Source organism: Umezawaea sp. NPDC059074 (assembly GCF_042738955.1).
Classification (GTDB): Bacteria; Actinomycetota; Actinomycetes; order Mycobacteriales; family Pseudonocardiaceae; genus Umezawaea.
The window spans coordinates 1-14892 of record NZ_JBHYHC010000095.1 but is presented as its reverse complement, the minus strand read 5'-3'; the positions used below and the strand labels follow the sequence as shown (position 1 = coordinate 14892).

Below are 14892 nucleotides of genomic sequence, written 5' to 3'. Positions count from 1 at the left end.
GGTGGACGGTGGTGGTCGCCCCGCGTGATCGACTTCACCACCGTCCACCTCCGGGAGGCTCACATACCGGTCTTGAGGGACCGCACCGCCGCCACGGCCGACTCGTCGCCGTCGTACTCGACGCGCACGGCGTCGCGGCCCGACGCGAGCAGCACGAGTTCGCCCGGCTCACCGGTGACGACGACCGGCGTGGGGCCCTGCTTGACCGTGACCGACTCGCCGTTGGGGATGCGGAACACCAGCCCGACCGGGCTGCTCCGGTAGGCGAACTTGGCGGTGACCTTCAGCGACTTCCACAGCGCGGCGTCACGGGTCGGGTTCGGCGAGCGCGGCTCCCAGCCCTCGCGGGCGCGGCGCACGTCCTCGTGGTGGATGTAGAACTCGCCCGCGTTGACCAGCTCGTCGGCCAGCTTGTACGGGGAGTAGACCGGCGGCCCGGTGCGGACCAGGTCGACCAGTTCCGTCCACGGCTTCGCCGCGTAGGAGTCCTGGACCTTCTGCGTGTACCCGGCCAGCGGCTTCAGCATGATGCCCGGAGCGGCGTCCGGCCGCCGCTCGCGGATCACCAGGTGCGCGGCGAGGTCCTTGGTCGTCCACGGGGAGCACAACGTCGGTGCGTCCGGCCCCACCTGCTCGAACAGATCGCTCAGCTGTTTGCGCTCATCGCGCGCGAGACCCATGCCGAGGAGGTTACTCCTGGGTAGCTCAGGAGTCCTTGACGACGAGGGACTTGCTCAGCTTCCCGTTGTCCGCGCGCCACACCAGGCAGTACGCCTTGCGGTCGCCGGAGCCCTTGTCCGGGTCCCACGCCTTGTCGGTCGGGATCAGCGCGCCGTACTTCAGCTCGGACTTGTCCTGGTAGTCGATCCGGCCGGAGGCGAAGTACATCGAGCAGTAGCTCTCGGCGAACGACGTCAGGGCCTCCACGCCGGGGTACGGCAGGTCCTTCTTCGCGCCGAGGGTGTCCGGGTCCGCGACCAGCTCCACGAGGTGGTTGGACGTGCAGTCGACCTGGGTGCCGCTCTTGTACTGGGCGGACTTGGCGAACGCGACGTCGGAGCAGTAGCCCTCGTACATCTCGAACACCGGGATGTCGCCGCCGACGCCGTAGGTCAGCGTCGGCTCGGCGGAGCCCCCGCCCGCGGACGGGCTCGCGAACCAGCGGTGGGTGTAGATGCCGCCGGTGAACACCGCGGCGGCGGCGATCACGGCGGCCGTGATCAGCGCGACGCGCTTGGCGGTGCTCGTCTTCGGCGCGGGGGTGGCGCTGGGCGCGTACTGCATGGTCGACGCCTGGGTGGGCGTGAACCCGTGCGGCGGTGTCGGGTTGGCGGCGTGCCGCTCCAGCATGGCGCGCGCCTGCGGACCGTTGAGGCGGGCCTTCGGGTCGGCCATCAGCAGACCGGTGATGACGGCGGCCAGCACGCCGTGCGCCCTGGTCAGGCGGGGCGTCTCGTTCATGATGGCGTGCAGCGTCGACGCCGTGGAGGCCCGCTCGTACGGGCTGGTGCCCTCGATGGCGTAGCAGAGGGTCGCGCCGAGCGCCCACAGGTCGGACGCGGGCGAGGCCTCGTTGCCGTGGATGCGCTCGGGCGCCATGTACGCCGGGGAGCCGATGAGGCTGCCGCTGGTGGTCAGGCGCGGGTCGTCCACGGCCTGGGCGATGCCGAAGTCCGTCAGCTTCACCCGGCCGTCCGGGCGCACCATGATGTTGCCGGGCTTCACGTCCCGGTGCACGATGCCCGCCGCGTGCGCGGCCTCCAGCGCGGACAGCAGCTGCTGCGCCATGGAGGACACGCGCTCGGGCGGCATCGGGCCCTGCCTGCTGATGAGGGTCGAGAGCGTCGCCGCCTCGACCAGCTCCATCACGATGTAGGTCATCCGGTTCTCGACGACCACGTCGAACACCGTCACCACGGCCGGGTCGTTCAACCGGCCCGCCGCGCGCGCCTCGCGGAGCACGCGCTCCTCCAGGACGTGGCGCTCCTCGGTGGGCACGCCGTCCGGGAGGTGCAGCTCCTTGATGGCGACGTGCCTGCCGATGACGTTGTCCTGGGCCCGCCACACGACGCCCATGCCACCGCGGCCGAGCTCCACGAGCAGGGTGTACCTGCCCGCGATGACGCGGGGCTGCGCGGACACGCCTTGCTGTGGGTTCACCGACGCGACTCCTCAACCGAATGGACCAGCCGGACCCTAGCTGAGACCGTCCGCAAGGCCGCCGGGTTTCACGGATTCGTGATTTGTTGGTTCTATCGGCGGCGAGGGGTCGCGCGTTGCTAGTCCCGCACAACCTCGTGCCCGGCCTCGCTGAGCGCGCGCACCGCCCGTTCCAGGTTCTCGCCCTTCACCAGCAGGTGGTCGGTGTCGTAGGTGGACAGCGCGAACAGGCTGACGCCCGCCGCGGCCAGTTCGCCGGACAGCGCGGCCATGATGCCGGTCAGGGTGAACTCCAGCGGCCCGCGGACCGTGAGCAGCCGCCAGCCGTGCTCGCCGGTGTCCGACTCGGGGGCGACCTCCGTCGGGCACACGATCGACAGCTCGTCGGGCGTGCGCGTGATCGAGACCAGGCCGGACGCCTCCAGCAGCCCAGCGGGCACGGGCGCGTCGGGGGCCAGCCGGGCGACGCTGTAGTCGCCCGGTCGGACGTCGACGACCAACCGCCTCACCGCGGCCCTCAGCCTTCGCTGACGAGCGGGCTGGACGCCACTTCGCTGCCGTCGGGCAGGGAGGAGATGGCGAAGTCGGCGAAGGCGTTCGGGGCGGCCTTCTGCAGCTGGCGCAGGCACTCCACGGCCAGGTCGCGGATCTCCACGTCGGCGTGCTCGGACGCGCGCATCGCCACGAAGTGCCGCCACGCGCGGTAGTTGCCGGTCACGACGATGCGGGTCTCGGTGGCGTTGGGGAGGACGGAGCGGGCGGCCTGCCGCGCCTGCTTGCGGCGCAGGGTCGCGCTGGGCACGTCGGCGAACTTCTCCTCAAGACCCTTGAGCAGGTCCGTGTACGCGGCGACGCTCGCCTCGGCCGCGGCCTGGAACAGGGCGTGCAGCTCGGGGTCGGAGGCGATGACCTCCGGCTCCACCATCGCGGCGTCGCGCTCGGGCACGTAGCGCTGCGAGAGCTGCGAGTAGGAGAAGTGCCGGTGCCGGATCAGCTCGTGGGTCAGCGACCGCGAGATGCCGGTGATGTAGAAGGTGACCGACCCGTGCTCCAGGACGGACAGGTGCCCGACCTCGAGGATGTGCCGCAGGTAGCCCTCGTTGGTGGCCGTCGCCGGGTTCGGCTTCTTCCACGACTGGTAGCAGGCCCGACCCGCGAACTCGGCGAGCGCCTCACCACCGTCGGTGTCCGTGGACCAGGGAACATCCGCCGGCGGGATGAACTCCGTCTTCGCGATCAACTGCACCTTCGGCGACACCGTCTCGGTCACGACAACGGACCCTCTCTCCAGCTCGGATTACGCCGGGAAGCCTAGCCCGCGGGAAAGGCCGTGAGGGTGCCCGGAGCCCGCGCCTGCCCAACCGTGTGTACCGACACACCCGTGACATCACCCGTCCGTCAAGTTGACGCCGGGAGTTCCTTGACTGACGTCACCGATGACGTCATAGTGGTGTCATGGATCTCTCGCCGTACATCGCATCACTGCGCGAGGACCTCGCGACCGCCGCGTCAGCCGGGGACGACAACACCCGACGCACGGCCGCCGCGTTGTCCGGCGCGCTGGAGCCAGCCGCGCGGCTGGCCATCATGAACGCACTGTCCGACCTCGCGGCCGAGGTCACGGCCTCGCTGGACGACCGCGTGGTCGAGGTCCGGCTGGACGGCCGGGACGTGCAGGTCGTCGTCACCGGCGGCAGCTCGAACGACTCGACCGACTTCCCCCAGGACGACCCGCAGCCAGAGGAGGTTCCGGTGCGAGGTTTCGGTGACGCCACCGGTGACATCAGCCGCGTCACGCTCCGCCTGCTGGACGAGCTGAAGGCGAAGGCCGAGCAGGCCGCGTCGACGCAGGGCGTCTCGCTCAACACGTTCGTGTCGCAGGCGTTGCAGGGCGCGTTGAGCAACGCCACCCGCGGCGGCCACCACGGCCGCAAGGGCGGCCCGTGGGGACAGGGCCAGTGGGGGCAGGGCCCGTGGGGCGGGCAGCAGGAATCGACGAAGGACCACCGGGACGACACCAAGGGCGGCGGCGGCAAGTCGCAGGTCCGCGGCTGGGTGCAGGGCTGAAGGGGAGACAGTGGTCATGACTGAGGCAGACGTGGTCCGACAACAGAGCTTCGACGTCGACGGCGTCGTGGAGATCGACATCGCGTTGATCTCCGGCCGCGTGCAGGTGCACCTGGTCGACGAGCCGGGCGTGCACGTGGAGGTCCGCTACGACCCGTCCACCGGGGAGTCCTGGACGGCGGGCCTGAGCGGCCTGCTGAGCTGGGTGAACGACCAGTTCGGCAGCGGGAAGGACGACAAGCCCGCCCAGGTGGGCCCGTCCGAGGCGGTCCGGGACGCCAGGGTCGACCTCATCGGCCAACGCCTGAAGGTCCAGTCCTCCAAGGCGCTGCCGCTGCGGGCGATCCCGCTCTCGGTGGTCGTCCGGGCCCCGTCCGGCTCGCACGTCACCAGCAAGACCGGCTCGGCCAACGTGTCGGTCACCGGCGCGGCGGGCAGGCTCGACGTCACCACGGGCACCGGCGACATCACCGCCGACCGCGCGGACGCGGCGGCGGAGGTCAACTCCGGCTCCGGCGACCTGCGGTTGGGCCCGATGCTCGCGGGCCTGCGGGCGAAGACCGGCAGCGGCGACGTGGAGGTGTCCTCCATCGGCGGCAACACCATCCTCTACACCGGGACGGGCGACGTCTGGCTGGGCGCGGTCCAGCACGACGTGCAGATCCGCACCGGCAGCGGCGACGTCACCGTCGCCGACGCGGCCTCCGGCAAGATCCAACTCGCCACGGGCAGCGGCGAGATCCGCATCGGCATCCGAGCGGGAGTGAACGCCCAGATCGACGTCTCCTCCCGGTCGGGCCAGGCCCGGAGCGACCTGCCGGTCTCCACGAAGTCCCCGGAAACCCAGCCCACCCTGTTCGTGACAGGCCGCACGGGCAGCGGCGACGCCTTGGTGACCACGGCCAGCACCTGACCACATCGAGGGGGACGAACCGGCGTGCGCACCTCCGATGCGCACGCCGGTTCTTTACGCGCGGGGTCCGGCCAGGACGCAGGGTTGCCTGCGGCAGAACCCAGGCAGGTGGTTGAACCCGCAGGGTTGCCTGCGGCAGGCCTACAGGGGCGGATGGCGCAGTGGTGCCTGCGGCAGCAGGCTTGATAGCCGATTGCCTGCCTGCTCGACCTGGCTGGTTGGTTCGTGTCCGATTTTATTTGGGGGATTTGCCCCTTAAAATTGGAGATCGGGCAGGGCTTTGGGGCACTGCCTTTTGGCCCGATCAAGGGGCAAATCTAGGGGCCCCAAATCAAATCGGACACAGCGGGCTGGAAATCGAAGCCGCTGGGTGACCACGCTGGAAGTGACAGCCGCTGCCTGAGCCAAGCGGAAGCCGCAGCCGCCCGACCCGAACTCGACTCACCGAACCACGGCCCCCAACACCCCCGCCAAATCCCCCCGAGGCATGACCACAACGGACTCCAGTTCCAGCCAGTCCGCCATGTGCCTCAACTCTTCCGCCAACTCCACCGCCACCCGCGCGACATCGCACCCCGGCTCCGCGAACGCCCCTTGCACCCGCAGCACCCCCCTCGCCCGATCTGCCTTCAAGTCCACGCGTGCCACCAGTTCCCCGTCCAGCAGGAACGGGAACACGTAGTACCCGTGCACCCGCTTCTCCTCGGGCACGTAGATCTCGATGCGGTACCTGAACCCGAAGATCCGTTCGGTTCGCGCCCTCTCCCAGATCAACGGGTCGAACGGACACAACAGGGCCCGCCCCAGCACCTTCCGTGGCGTCCGAGCGTCCGCGTGCCGATAGGCGGGCCCCCATCCCGGCACGGCGACCGGTTCCAGCTCACCGGCCTCCACCAACTCCGCCACGGCCTGGCGACTCACCTGTGGGGCCAAGCGGTAGTAGTCCCGCAGGTCCGGTTCGGTCGCCACTCCCAACGCCACCGCCGACTTCGCGATCAGCCGTCGAGCCCCCTCCTCGGCGTCCACCCTCACCCCGAGGATCTCCGGCGGAAGCACCCTCTCCGGCAGGTCGTACAAGCGCTCGAAGCTCTTTCGCGTCCCGGTGGTCAACGTGCCCATCCCGAACAGGTACTCGCACAGCCGTTTGACCTCCGACCGGCCCCACCACGGCCCTGTCGACCGCGACCCTTCGCCGAGCAGCTCCCGTTCGATCGCCCCAGCCCCAACGGGTCCGCGTTCCTTTACCACCGCGAGGATCCCGTCGACCAGCTCCGGGGCCCGGTCGACGATTTCGCGGTAGTTGGTCCACCAGCCCGGTTTCTTCGCGCCCGAGTGCAGCAGCGGCCAGTCCTCGACCGGGATCAGGCTTGCCTCGTGGGCCCAGTACTCCACCAGCAGACGGGGTTTCCGCACCGAGTGCGACCAGGCCGCGTCGTCCACCAGTGACGGCGAGTACGAGCCCAGCCTGCTGAACAACGGCATGTAGTGCGCGCGCACGGCGACGTTCACCGAGTCCAGCTGGAGCAGCTGCACCCGTGACAGCGCGCGCTGGAGGTGCCGCCGACCGGGTGGGGTGACCGGCCGCGCGTCGGTGAAGCCCTGTGCCGCCAGGGCTGTCCGGCGGGCCGCGTCCGCGTTCATCGTCTGCACGCCCGAGATACTCCCACCCGCCACCGACAAAAAACTCGACGAAGGTCAGTACCGCCTCCTCCCCTTCGTCCACTGTGCCGCTGACCAGGCGTTTCTACGCTCGTCCCCATGATCAGGCTCCTCGCCGCGACCGTGTTCGCCTCCTCGCTGCTCGCCCCCACCCCCGACGCGATCGACCGCCTCGCCGCCGAGTCCGGCCTGCCGGGCCTGACCGTCACGGTCACGAAGGACGACCGGGTCGTGCACGCCAAGGGCTACGGCCACGACTCCACCGGCGCTCCCATGACCGCCGACACCCCGATGCGGCTCGCCTCCGTCAGCAAGTCGTTCATCGCCACGGCCGTCATGACCCTCGTCGACGCGCACAAGATCGATCTCGACCGGCCCGTCGTCGACCAGCTCCCGGAGTTCCGCCTCGCCGACCCTCGCGCCGACGAGATCACTGTGCGGCAGCTGCTCAACCAGACCAGCGGCATGGCGGACCAGACCACCGACATCCCCCGCACCTGGACCGCGAAGTCGTTGCGGGACATGGTGAAAGCCCTCGACACGGCGACACTGGCCACCGATCCGGGCGAGGAATTCCACTACCACAACCCGAACTACGGCACCGCCGCCCGACTCGTGGAGACCGTGAGCGGGCAGCCCTTCCCCGACTACCTCCGCGACCACGTCCTGACCCCGCTGGGCATGTCCTCCCACGACCGCGTCGAGGACGGCTACACCGAGGTCTACGGCACGTGGGTCGCCCGCCCCGAGCTGCCGCACTTCGACGGCGACCTGGTCGTCAGCACCGCCAACGACATGGGCCGCTGGCTGATCGCCCAGCAGGGCAAGGGTCCCCGGCTCCTGTCCGACGAGAGCCTCCGCACCCTGCACACCCCGCCCGGCGACGGCGCGTACGCGATGGGCTGGGGCGTGGAAACACCGGAGGAAGGCCATAAGCGCCTCACCCACAGCGGCAACCTGTTCACCTACACCGCCGCGCAGGCGATCGTCCCGGACACCGGCTACGGCTTCGCCGTGATGACCAACAGCACCGCCCTGAACGACTCCGCGTACGCCCTGATGGAGTCCCTGATCGCCCTGTCCGAGGGCCGCTCCCCCGCCTCCACGCCGCCGTTGTGGCTCTTCGACCTCGGGATCGGCCTGGCCACGCTGGGGTTCGGCGCGCTCGGCGTCCGCGGTGTCCGCCGCGCCGGGGCCAAGCGCTCCCCGTGGCGGATCGCGCCCCCGGCGCTCGCGGCCGTCCCCCTCCTCGGCTACCCGGCGTTCGTCTCGTTCCTGTCCAACGGCCGCACGGTCACCTGGGCCCAACTGCTGTACGTGTCGACTCCCCTGGTGGTCCTGCTCGCCGTCCTCGCACTGGCGGGCACCGCCACCGCCGTCGCCCGGCTTGTAGCGTGGTCCCGGTGATCCTGCTGCTCCTCGCGGTCCCGGTGGCGGTGTGGAACACCCTGGCCGTGACGGCGGGCGCGGTCCCGCCCGCCAGGGTGCTGCTCGGGCTGGTCCTGCTCGTCCCCGGCTACCTGGTGGGCCGCCGGGTCGACGGCGGGCTGCCGCTGGTGCTCGCGGCCCTCGTGGGCGTGGCCTGCACCGCGCTGCTCGCGCGGGACCCGTGGAACTGGGTGGAGGTCCCGGTCGGGTGGGCGGCCACGGTCCTGCTGCCGTGGTTCGTCGGCCGCTACCGCCGCCAGCACCTCGCGCTGGCCGACCGGCTGCGGCAGGACGCCCGCCAGGCGCGGCAACGGGAACGCACCCGCATCGCCAGGGACATGCACGACTCCCTCGGCCACGACCTGACCCTGATCGCGTTGCGCGCGTCGGCGTTGGAGCTGAACCCGGACGTGGCCGAACCGCACCGGACGGCCGTCGGCGAGCTGCGCGCGGGCGTCGGCGCGGCGACCGAGCGCCTGCACGAGATCATCGGCCTGCTGCGGGACGACACCGAGGACATCCCGTCGCTGGTGGGCCGGTCCGCGGCCTCCGGCATGACCGTGCGGCTGACCGGCGAGCGCACCGACTCGCGGACCGCGTACCGGGTCGTGCAGGAGTCGCTCACGAACGCCGCCAAGCACGCGCCCGGAGCCGCGGTCGAGGTCCACGTCCGGCGCACCTCGACCGACCTGGTCGTGACCGTCGTCAACGCCGCGTCCGACGCCCCCGGCGCGGGCTCCGGCGGGCACGGGCTGGTCGGCCTGGCCGAACGGGTCCGGCTCGCGGGCGGCACCCTGGAGGCGGGCCCCCGTGACGGCGGGTTCGCCGTGACCGCCACGATCCGGAGGGACGCCGAGTGATCCGCGTGCTGCTGGCCGACGACGAGGCACTGGTGCGCGCGGGTATCCGCGCCGTCCTCGGCACGGACGCCGGGATCGAGGTGGTCGCCGAGGCCGCGGACGGCCGGGAGGCCGTCGACCTGACCGTGGCCCACCGCCCGGACGTGGTGCTGCTGGACGTGCGGATGCCCGTCCTCGACGGGCTGGACGCGGCCGACGAGATCCACCGGCTCGTGCCCGGCACCGGGGTGGTCGTGCTGACGACGTTCGGCGAGGACGCCTACATCGCCCGCGCGCTCGGCGGTGGCGCGGGCGGCTTCCTGCTCAAGGCGGGCGACCCGCGTGAACTGCTCGCGGGCGTGCGCGCCGTCGCCGAGGGCGCGGCCTACCTGTCCCCCCGCGTCGCCCGGCGGGTGATCGCCGAACTGGGCGGCGGCCGCCTCACCCGCGCCACCGCCGCCCGCGCCCGCACGGCCGCCCTCACCCCGCGCGAACGCGACGTCCTCGCGCTCGTCGGGGAAGGCCTGTCCAACGCCGAGATCGGCAGGCGGCTGCACCTGGTCGAGGGCACCGTGAAGGCGTACATGACCTCGCTGATGGACCGCCTCGACGTGCGCAACCGCGTGCAGGCCGCGGTGCTGGCCCACGAGGCGGGACTGGTCGTGGACTAGCGGGTTCCAGGGCACCGGCCCGACCGGGTCTCCGCGGGACCACTAGATTTCCCCCATGGCCGATGCCGCGGTGCGCCCCGCACAGCCCGATGACGTCGCGGTGATCACCCGCATCCACTTCGACACGTGGCGCACGGCGTACGACGGCCTGCTGCCGCCCGAGGTGTTCGAGAGCTTCGACTTCCCCGAGGCCGAACGGGCCTGGGCGGACGCGGTGGAGCACGCGCACGTGTTCCTGGCGACCGAGGGCGAGTGGACCGTCGGGTTCGTGGTCGCGGGGTCCGCTCCGGACCAGGAGGTGCAGAACGCCGACGGCTCGCTGCCCGCCGACGCGGAGACGACGGCGCTGGTCAGCAGCCTGCTCGTGGAGCCGCGGTGGGGTCGGCGCGGGCACGGCGGGCGGCTCGTCGCGACGGCCGCGCACGCGTTGCGCGACCAGGGCGCGACCCGCGCGGTCGTGTGGATCCCGGAGGCGGACGCGGCCTCGAAGTCGTTCTACACCCGGATCGGCTGGGCGCCCGACGGCACCGTGCGAACGCTGGACGCGGGCGGACGTCCATTGCGCGAAATCCGGATGACCGGGGGTCTAGCCCTACTCCTGCAACACTGATCTGCCGCTAACCTCGACCAAGTGGTCCTAGCCTGGTTGTGCCTCACGTTCGGTGTCGCGGTGGGCTCGGCGATCCTCCCGATCATCAGCATCGAGCTGTTCGTGATCGGCCTGGTGACCCAGCAACCGGGCATCTCGTGCTGGTGGATCGGGTTCGCGGTGGCGACCGGGCAGGTGCTCGGCAAGCTGGTGTACTTCCTGGCCGCGCGCGGGTCGCTGCACCTGCCCGCCTTCCTGCGGCGCAAGGAGAAGCCCGAGAAGCCGTCCTCGCCGTTCAAGCTGAAGTGGAAGGCGCGGCTGGACACCGTCCGGGACAGGTGCCACCGGCACCCGCACTGGATGTTCGGCACGCACGCGGTCAGCTCGGTGGTGGGCCTGCCGCCGTTCATGTTCACCACCGTCCTGGCGGGGCTGGCGGGCATGTCGACGGCGCTGTTCGTCGCGACCGGGGCCGCGGGCCGGTTCGCCCGGTTCACCGTCCTGGCGGCGTCCCCCGCGCTGATGGCGGGCTGGCTCCACTGACCCTGTCGGACCGGCGGCCAACGGTCGCTCCCAGGTACCTCCTTGGGGCGGTGTGCCTTGTCCAGCAGCGCATTCCCCCTGGCAGGGGGCACTAGCGTCCAGTGCCATGGAGACGGATGAGAAGCCACCTGCGCGCTTCACCACGGCGCAGAGCCGGGAACTCGGCGAGGAACTGCGGCAGGCCCGCAGGCGCGGAGGCTTGCGCGGCACCACGTTCTGCGAGGAACTGGAGTGGTCGACGGCGAAGCTGAGCAAGCTGGAGAAGGGGTGGCGGGGCACCAGCGCCTGGGAGATCGGCACCTTCCTCGGCAAGACGGGCGCGGACAAGGCGACCCGCGAACGGATCATGCGCCTCGCGCAGGAACCCGACGTCGGCCACTTCGTCCGGCGACACGCCGGCGCCACTTCGGACGGCCTGCTGGCGCTCGTGATGCACCAGCGGACGGCGGTGACGATCACCAGCTACGACACCATGGTCGTGCCCGGCCTGCTCCAGTCCGCGGCGTACGCGCGGACGCTGCTGGAGATGTCGAGCCCGTGGACGCCGGACGACCTCGACGAGCTGCTGAGGGTGCGGCGGGAACGCCAGGAGCACCTGCGGGTGCAGGAGAACTCGCGCTGGACGTTCTTCCTCCACGAGACCGCGTTGCGGCTCACCGTGGGCGACGACCGCGTGATGCACGACCAGATGATGCGGCTCGCGTTCATGAGCGAGTGGCCGCGCACCACCCTGCGCGTGGTCCCGTTCTCCGCGCAGGGCCACCCCGCGCTGCGCTACCCGTCCGCGCTGATGACGTTCACCCGCAACGCGAAACCCGTGGCGTACGCGGAATCCGACCTCACGACGGTGTTCCTCGAGGAGGAGCGGGCCACCGCGTTCCACCAGGAGAAGCTGGCCGTGCTCGACGCGCTCGCCCTGGGCGCGGAGGAGTCGCGCGAGGTCTTCACGCACTGGGCGAACGTGTACGACCACGCGGTGCCACGACCGTGAGCTGAGCGGAGGTCAGGTCATCACGATCGACACCCCGAAAGCCGTAGCGATGACCAGGAACGCGACCAACAGCCGCACTCGGGTGCCCACGGTGTGCCCTTCCATCGAAAGCCAACACCGTTACGGTACGAACGTCCACCGGACAAACCAAGTGGCAAACGAGTGAAGGCCGAATGAACGGTAATTCACTCCGCCGTCAAACGCGGGTTTCTCCGGAAATTCGCACCGAGGGTGATCGAGCGATATCGGTGCGGAACCGCACCGGCCCTTTTCGCCCGATCGGCATTCGCGAGCAGGGCCGAATCCAGTGGCCACCGGTCCGGTGGTCCACCACCCGGCCTCCAGGGCGCTGACCTGGGCGGACGTTGTCCGGGGGCCGCAGCCGGACCCCACGGCCTCCGCACACCGGTGCACCATTGCGGGTGAAAGCGCACAAATGCACCGAAAGGTCAGCTGTACAGCGCGATCGCCTTGCGCATGGTCTCGCGGGCCCGGCCGCGGTCGCCCGCGAGGTCGTACGCCTGGGCCAGGCGGAACCAGGAGCGCCAGTCGTCCGGGTCGGCCTCGGTCTCGACGCGGCGCTCCTCGAACCACGCGTCGGCCGCGTCGCGGTCCACGCGGCCGGAAGCCCTGCGGGGCAACGAGGTGGTGTCCGGCAGCCCGCCCTCGTCGGCGAGCTGCCGGGCCATCTTCTCCGTCTTCAGGCCGAACCGGAGATTCGTCCACGCGATCCACGCGCCGATCAACGGCAGGATCAGCACGCCGATCCCCAGGCCGACGCCCACCGGGTCGCCGGTGCCGATCAGCAGCACGCCCCGGCCGCCGAGCAGCACGAAGTACACCGCCAGCACGGCGGTGAGCAGCAGGGCGACGGTCCGGGTCTTCATCTCAAGCCTTCACAGGTCCATGTACTCGTCGAGCCCCACGGCCAGACCGGGGTGGTCGTGGATGGAGCGCAGGGCCAGCAGCACGCCCGGCATGAACGACTTCCGGTCCAGCGAGTCGTGCCGGAGCGTCAGCGTCTCGCCCTCGGTGCCGAACACGACCTCCTGGTGGGCGATCAGACCCGAGATGCGCAGCGAGTGCACCCTCACGTCCCCCACGAGGTTCCCGCGGGCCCCGTCGGCCTCCTGGGTGGTGGCGTCCGGCATCGGCGCCATCCCGGCCGCCTGGCGGGCCTGGGTGATGAGCCGCGCCGTGTGCGCCGCGGTGCCCGAGGGCGCGTCCGCCTTGCGCGGGTGGTGCAGCTCGACCACCTCGACCGACTCGTAGTACTTCGCGGCGATCTCGGCGAAGCGCATGGACAGCACCGCGCCGATGGCGAAGTTCGGCGCGATGAGCACGCCGAGGTCCGGCTTGCCCTCCAGCCACTCCGCGAGCGTCTGCAACCGGGTCGTGTCGAACCCGGAGGTGCCGACGACGGCGTGGATGTCGTTGTCCACGCAGAACCTCAGCGTGTCCATGACGACGTCCGGGTGGGTGAAGTCGACGATCACCTCGGTGCGGGCGTCCGTCAGCAGCGACAGCTCGTCGCCCGCGTCGACCCTGGCCACCAGCTCCAGGTCCGCGCTCACCTCGACCGCGGCGCACACCTCGGCGCCGACGCGCCCCAGTGCGCCGACGACGCCGACGCGCAGCGGCCCGTCGGACTCGGAACGCTTCGTCATGCGATCACCTCGTGTACCTGGGACGGCAGGTCGTCGACGTGGTCGAACGGGCCGACCACGGCGGCGGCCACCGGCCGTCGGAGCAGTTCCTTCGCCAGCACGGCCACGTCAGCGGCCGTCACGGCGTCGATCCGGGCGAGCGTCTCGTCCACCGACAGGTAGTCGCTGTAGTTCAGCTCCCCCTTGCCGATGCGGGACATGCGCGAACTGGTGTCCTCCAGCCCGAGCACGAGCGCGCCGCGCAGCTGGCCCTTGCCCCGCGCCACCTCCGCGTCCGACATGCCCTCGTCGGCGACCTGGAGCAGCACCTCGCGGATCACCCCGGCGACGTCGCCGAGCCGGTCCGGCTGGCAACCCGCGTAGACCGACAGGCTGCCGGTGTCCGCGTAGGACCCGATCGACGAGTACACCTGGTACGCCAGGCCACGCCGTTCGCGGATCTCCTGGAACAGCCGGGAGCTCATGCCGCCGCCGAGCGCCGCGTTGAGCACGTTGAGCGCGAACCGGCGCTCGTCGTGCCGGTCCAGCGCCCGCACGCCCAGCATCAGGTGCGCCTGCTCGGTGTCGTCCGTGTTCAGCACGAGCTTGCGGCCCGCCGCGATGCGGGCACGGCCCGCGCGCGGTGCGACCGGTGTGCCCTCCCGCGCCAACCGGTCGCCCAAAGCCTTGCGCGCCAAGCGCATCACCTGGTTGTGCTCGACGTTGCCCGCGACCGCGAGCACCATCTTCGGCAGCGTGTAGCGGCGCTTGTAGAACGTGAACAGCGCGTCGCGGCTCATCGCGCCGATGGACTCCTCGGTGCCGAGCACCGGCTTGCCCAGGACGTGCCCGCCCATCAGGGCCTCGGAGAACGCGTCGTGCAGCAGGTCTTCCGGGTCGTCGTCGCGCATCGCGATCTCCTCGAGCACGACGCCGCGCTCGGTCTCGAAGTCGCGTTCCTCGCACAGCGCCTCGAACACCACGTCCGACACGAGGTCCATCGCCAGCGGCAGGTCCTCGTCGATGACGTGGGCGTAGTAGCAGGTGTGCTCCTTCGCGGTGAACGCGTTGAGTTCACCACCGACCGCGTCGATCTCCTCGGCGATGGCCGCCGCGGTGCGGTTCGCGGTTCCCTTGAACAGCAGGTGTTCCAGGTAGTGCGCCGCCCCCGCGACCTCGGGGCGCTCGTCGCGCGAGCCGACCTGCACCCACAGGCCGACCGACGCCGAGCGCACCGTGGGGATCTGTTCGGTGATCACGCGCAGGCCCGACGGCAGCACGCTGCGGCGCACCGACGGTTCGAGCTGACGCGTCGTCCCTGGCTTCTGGAGATGGCCTGGGGTGCTGAGACGCGGACGGCCGCGAGTGCCAGGAGCACTCGCGGCC

General features: G+C 71.0%; 16 protein-coding genes. 8 read left to right on the top strand and 8 right to left on the bottom strand.

Features of this window, described 5'->3' with window-relative positions; genetic code table 11:
* Positions 1-59: 59 nt before the first annotated feature.
* The 4 genes from ACFWW9_RS32510 to thyX all read right to left on the bottom strand — a co-directional run bounded on the left by ACFWW9_RS32510 (position 60) and on the right by thyX (position 3430).
* Positions 60-680, bottom strand: coding sequence for a TIGR03085 family metal-binding protein (locus tag ACFWW9_RS32510; RefSeq protein WP_390385869.1), 621 nt, complete (start codon positions 678-680; stop codon positions 60-62).
* A gap of 25 nt (positions 681-705) precedes the next feature.
* Positions 706-2160 (bottom strand): serine/threonine-protein kinase, encoded by a 1455-nt coding sequence (locus ACFWW9_RS32505; RefSeq protein WP_390385867.1) that lies wholly within the window; start codon positions 2158-2160, stop codon positions 706-708.
* 119 nt (positions 2161-2279) lie between these two features.
* Positions 2280-2669, bottom strand: a complete 390-nt coding sequence (locus tag ACFWW9_RS32500; protein ID WP_390385865.1) for an ACT domain-containing protein — start codon at positions 2667-2669, stop codon at positions 2280-2282.
* 8 nt (positions 2670-2677) lie between these two features.
* The gene (gene thyX, locus ACFWW9_RS32495) at positions 2678-3430 is read right to left on the bottom strand and encodes an FAD-dependent thymidylate synthase (RefSeq protein WP_390385863.1); all 753 of its coding nucleotides are present in this window, start codon (positions 3428-3430) and stop codon (positions 2678-2680) included.
* Between the two features lie 185 nt (positions 3431-3615).
* Between thyX and ACFWW9_RS32490 the strand changes: the two genes are divergently transcribed.
* The gene (locus tag ACFWW9_RS32490) at positions 3616-4227 is read left to right on the top strand and encodes a toxin-antitoxin system HicB family antitoxin (RefSeq protein ID WP_390385861.1); all 612 of its coding nucleotides are present in this window, start codon (positions 3616-3618) and stop codon (positions 4225-4227) included.
* Between the two features lie 16 nt (positions 4228-4243).
* Positions 4244-5140 carry a DUF4097 domain-containing protein gene (locus ACFWW9_RS32485; RefSeq protein WP_390385859.1) on the top strand — a complete coding sequence of 299 codons (897 nt, stop codon included), beginning with the start codon at positions 4244-4246 and terminating at the stop codon, positions 5138-5140.
* Positions 5141-5581: 441 nt separating this feature from the next.
* Here ACFWW9_RS32485 and ACFWW9_RS32480 read toward each other — a convergent pair whose 3' ends face one another.
* A complete protein-coding gene (locus ACFWW9_RS32480) occupies positions 5582-6781 on the bottom strand; it encodes a winged helix-turn-helix domain-containing protein (RefSeq protein ID WP_390385907.1) in 1200 nt (399 codons plus the stop codon).
* A gap of 117 nt (positions 6782-6898) precedes the next feature.
* Here ACFWW9_RS32480 and ACFWW9_RS32475 point away from each other — a divergent pair, with 117 nt between their 5' ends.
* From ACFWW9_RS32475 to ACFWW9_RS32450, 6 genes are all read left to right on the top strand, one after another.
* Positions 6899-8206, top strand: coding sequence for a serine hydrolase domain-containing protein (locus ACFWW9_RS32475; RefSeq protein ID WP_390385857.1), 1308 nt, complete (start codon positions 6899-6901; stop codon positions 8204-8206).
* Positions 8203-9087: a sensor histidine kinase gene (locus ACFWW9_RS32470; protein WP_390385855.1), complete on the top strand. Its 885-nt coding sequence runs from the start codon at positions 8203-8205 to the stop codon at positions 9085-9087. Before ACFWW9_RS32475 ends, ACFWW9_RS32470 begins: the two co-directional genes overlap by 4 nt.
* Positions 9084-9737, top strand: coding sequence for a response regulator transcription factor (locus ACFWW9_RS32465; RefSeq protein WP_390385853.1), 654 nt, complete (start codon positions 9084-9086; stop codon positions 9735-9737). Before ACFWW9_RS32470 ends, ACFWW9_RS32465 begins: the two co-directional genes overlap by 4 nt.
* A gap of 55 nt (positions 9738-9792) precedes the next feature.
* Positions 9793-10347, top strand: a complete 555-nt coding sequence (locus ACFWW9_RS32460) for a GNAT family N-acetyltransferase (protein WP_390385851.1) — start codon at positions 9793-9795, stop codon at positions 10345-10347.
* A 21-nt stretch (positions 10348-10368) separates the two neighbouring features.
* Positions 10369-10869, top strand: a complete 501-nt coding sequence (locus tag ACFWW9_RS32455; protein WP_390385849.1) for a hypothetical protein — start codon at positions 10369-10371, stop codon at positions 10867-10869.
* A gap of 106 nt (positions 10870-10975) precedes the next feature.
* Positions 10976-11860 carry a helix-turn-helix domain-containing protein gene (locus ACFWW9_RS32450; RefSeq protein ID WP_390385847.1) on the top strand — a complete coding sequence of 295 codons (885 nt, stop codon included), beginning with the start codon at positions 10976-10978 and terminating at the stop codon, positions 11858-11860.
* A gap of 449 nt (positions 11861-12309) precedes the next feature.
* On the opposite strand, the gene ACFWW9_RS32445 is transcribed toward ACFWW9_RS32450, so the two are convergent.
* Genes ACFWW9_RS32445 through ACFWW9_RS32435 form a run of 3 tightly spaced genes read right to left on the bottom strand, consistent with a single transcriptional unit; the run spans position 12310 to position 14798 of the window.
* Positions 12310-12747 (bottom strand): hypothetical protein, encoded by a 438-nt coding sequence (locus ACFWW9_RS32445; protein WP_390385845.1) that lies wholly within the window; start codon positions 12745-12747, stop codon positions 12310-12312.
* 9 nt (positions 12748-12756) lie between these two features.
* Entirely contained in the window at positions 12757-13527 is a 771-nt protein-coding gene (gene dapB / locus ACFWW9_RS32440) for a 4-hydroxy-tetrahydrodipicolinate reductase (protein ID WP_390385843.1), read from the bottom strand.
* Positions 13524-14798 (bottom strand): M16 family metallopeptidase, encoded by a 1275-nt coding sequence (locus ACFWW9_RS32435; protein ID WP_390385841.1) that lies wholly within the window; start codon positions 14796-14798, stop codon positions 13524-13526. The genes dapB and ACFWW9_RS32435 overlap by 4 nt, the downstream gene beginning before the upstream one ends.
* Positions 14799-14892 lie beyond the last annotated feature (94 nt).

Bases quoted from the DNA above. Each gene is read 5' to 3' on its own strand.
- ACFWW9_RS32510 (WP_390385869.1), bottom strand. From the start codon at position 680: ATGGGTCTCGCGCGCGATGAGCGCAAACAGCTGAGCGATCTGTTCGAG.
- ACFWW9_RS32490 (WP_390385861.1), top strand. From the start codon at position 3,616: ATGGATCTCTCGCCGTACATCGCATCACTGCGCGAGGACCTCGCGACC.
- ACFWW9_RS32485 (WP_390385859.1), top strand. From the start codon at position 4,244: ATGACTGAGGCAGACGTGGTCCGACAACAGAGCTTCGACGTCGACGGC.
- ACFWW9_RS32480 (WP_390385907.1), bottom strand. From the start codon at position 6,781: ATGAACGCGGACGCGGCCCGCCGGACAGCCCTGGCGGCACAGGGCTTC.
- ACFWW9_RS32475 (WP_390385857.1), top strand. From the start codon at position 6,899: ATGATCAGGCTCCTCGCCGCGACCGTGTTCGCCTCCTCGCTGCTCGCC.
- ACFWW9_RS32460 (WP_390385851.1), top strand. From the start codon at position 9,793: ATGGCCGATGCCGCGGTGCGCCCCGCACAGCCCGATGACGTCGCGGTG.
- ACFWW9_RS32450 (WP_390385847.1), top strand. From the start codon at position 10,976: ATGGAGACGGATGAGAAGCCACCTGCGCGCTTCACCACGGCGCAGAGC.
- ACFWW9_RS32445 (WP_390385845.1), bottom strand. From the start codon at position 12,747: ATGAAGACCCGGACCGTCGCCCTGCTGCTCACCGCCGTGCTGGCGGTG.
- dapB (WP_390385843.1), bottom strand. From the start codon at position 13,527: ATGACGAAGCGTTCCGAGTCCGACGGGCCGCTGCGCGTCGGCGTCGTC.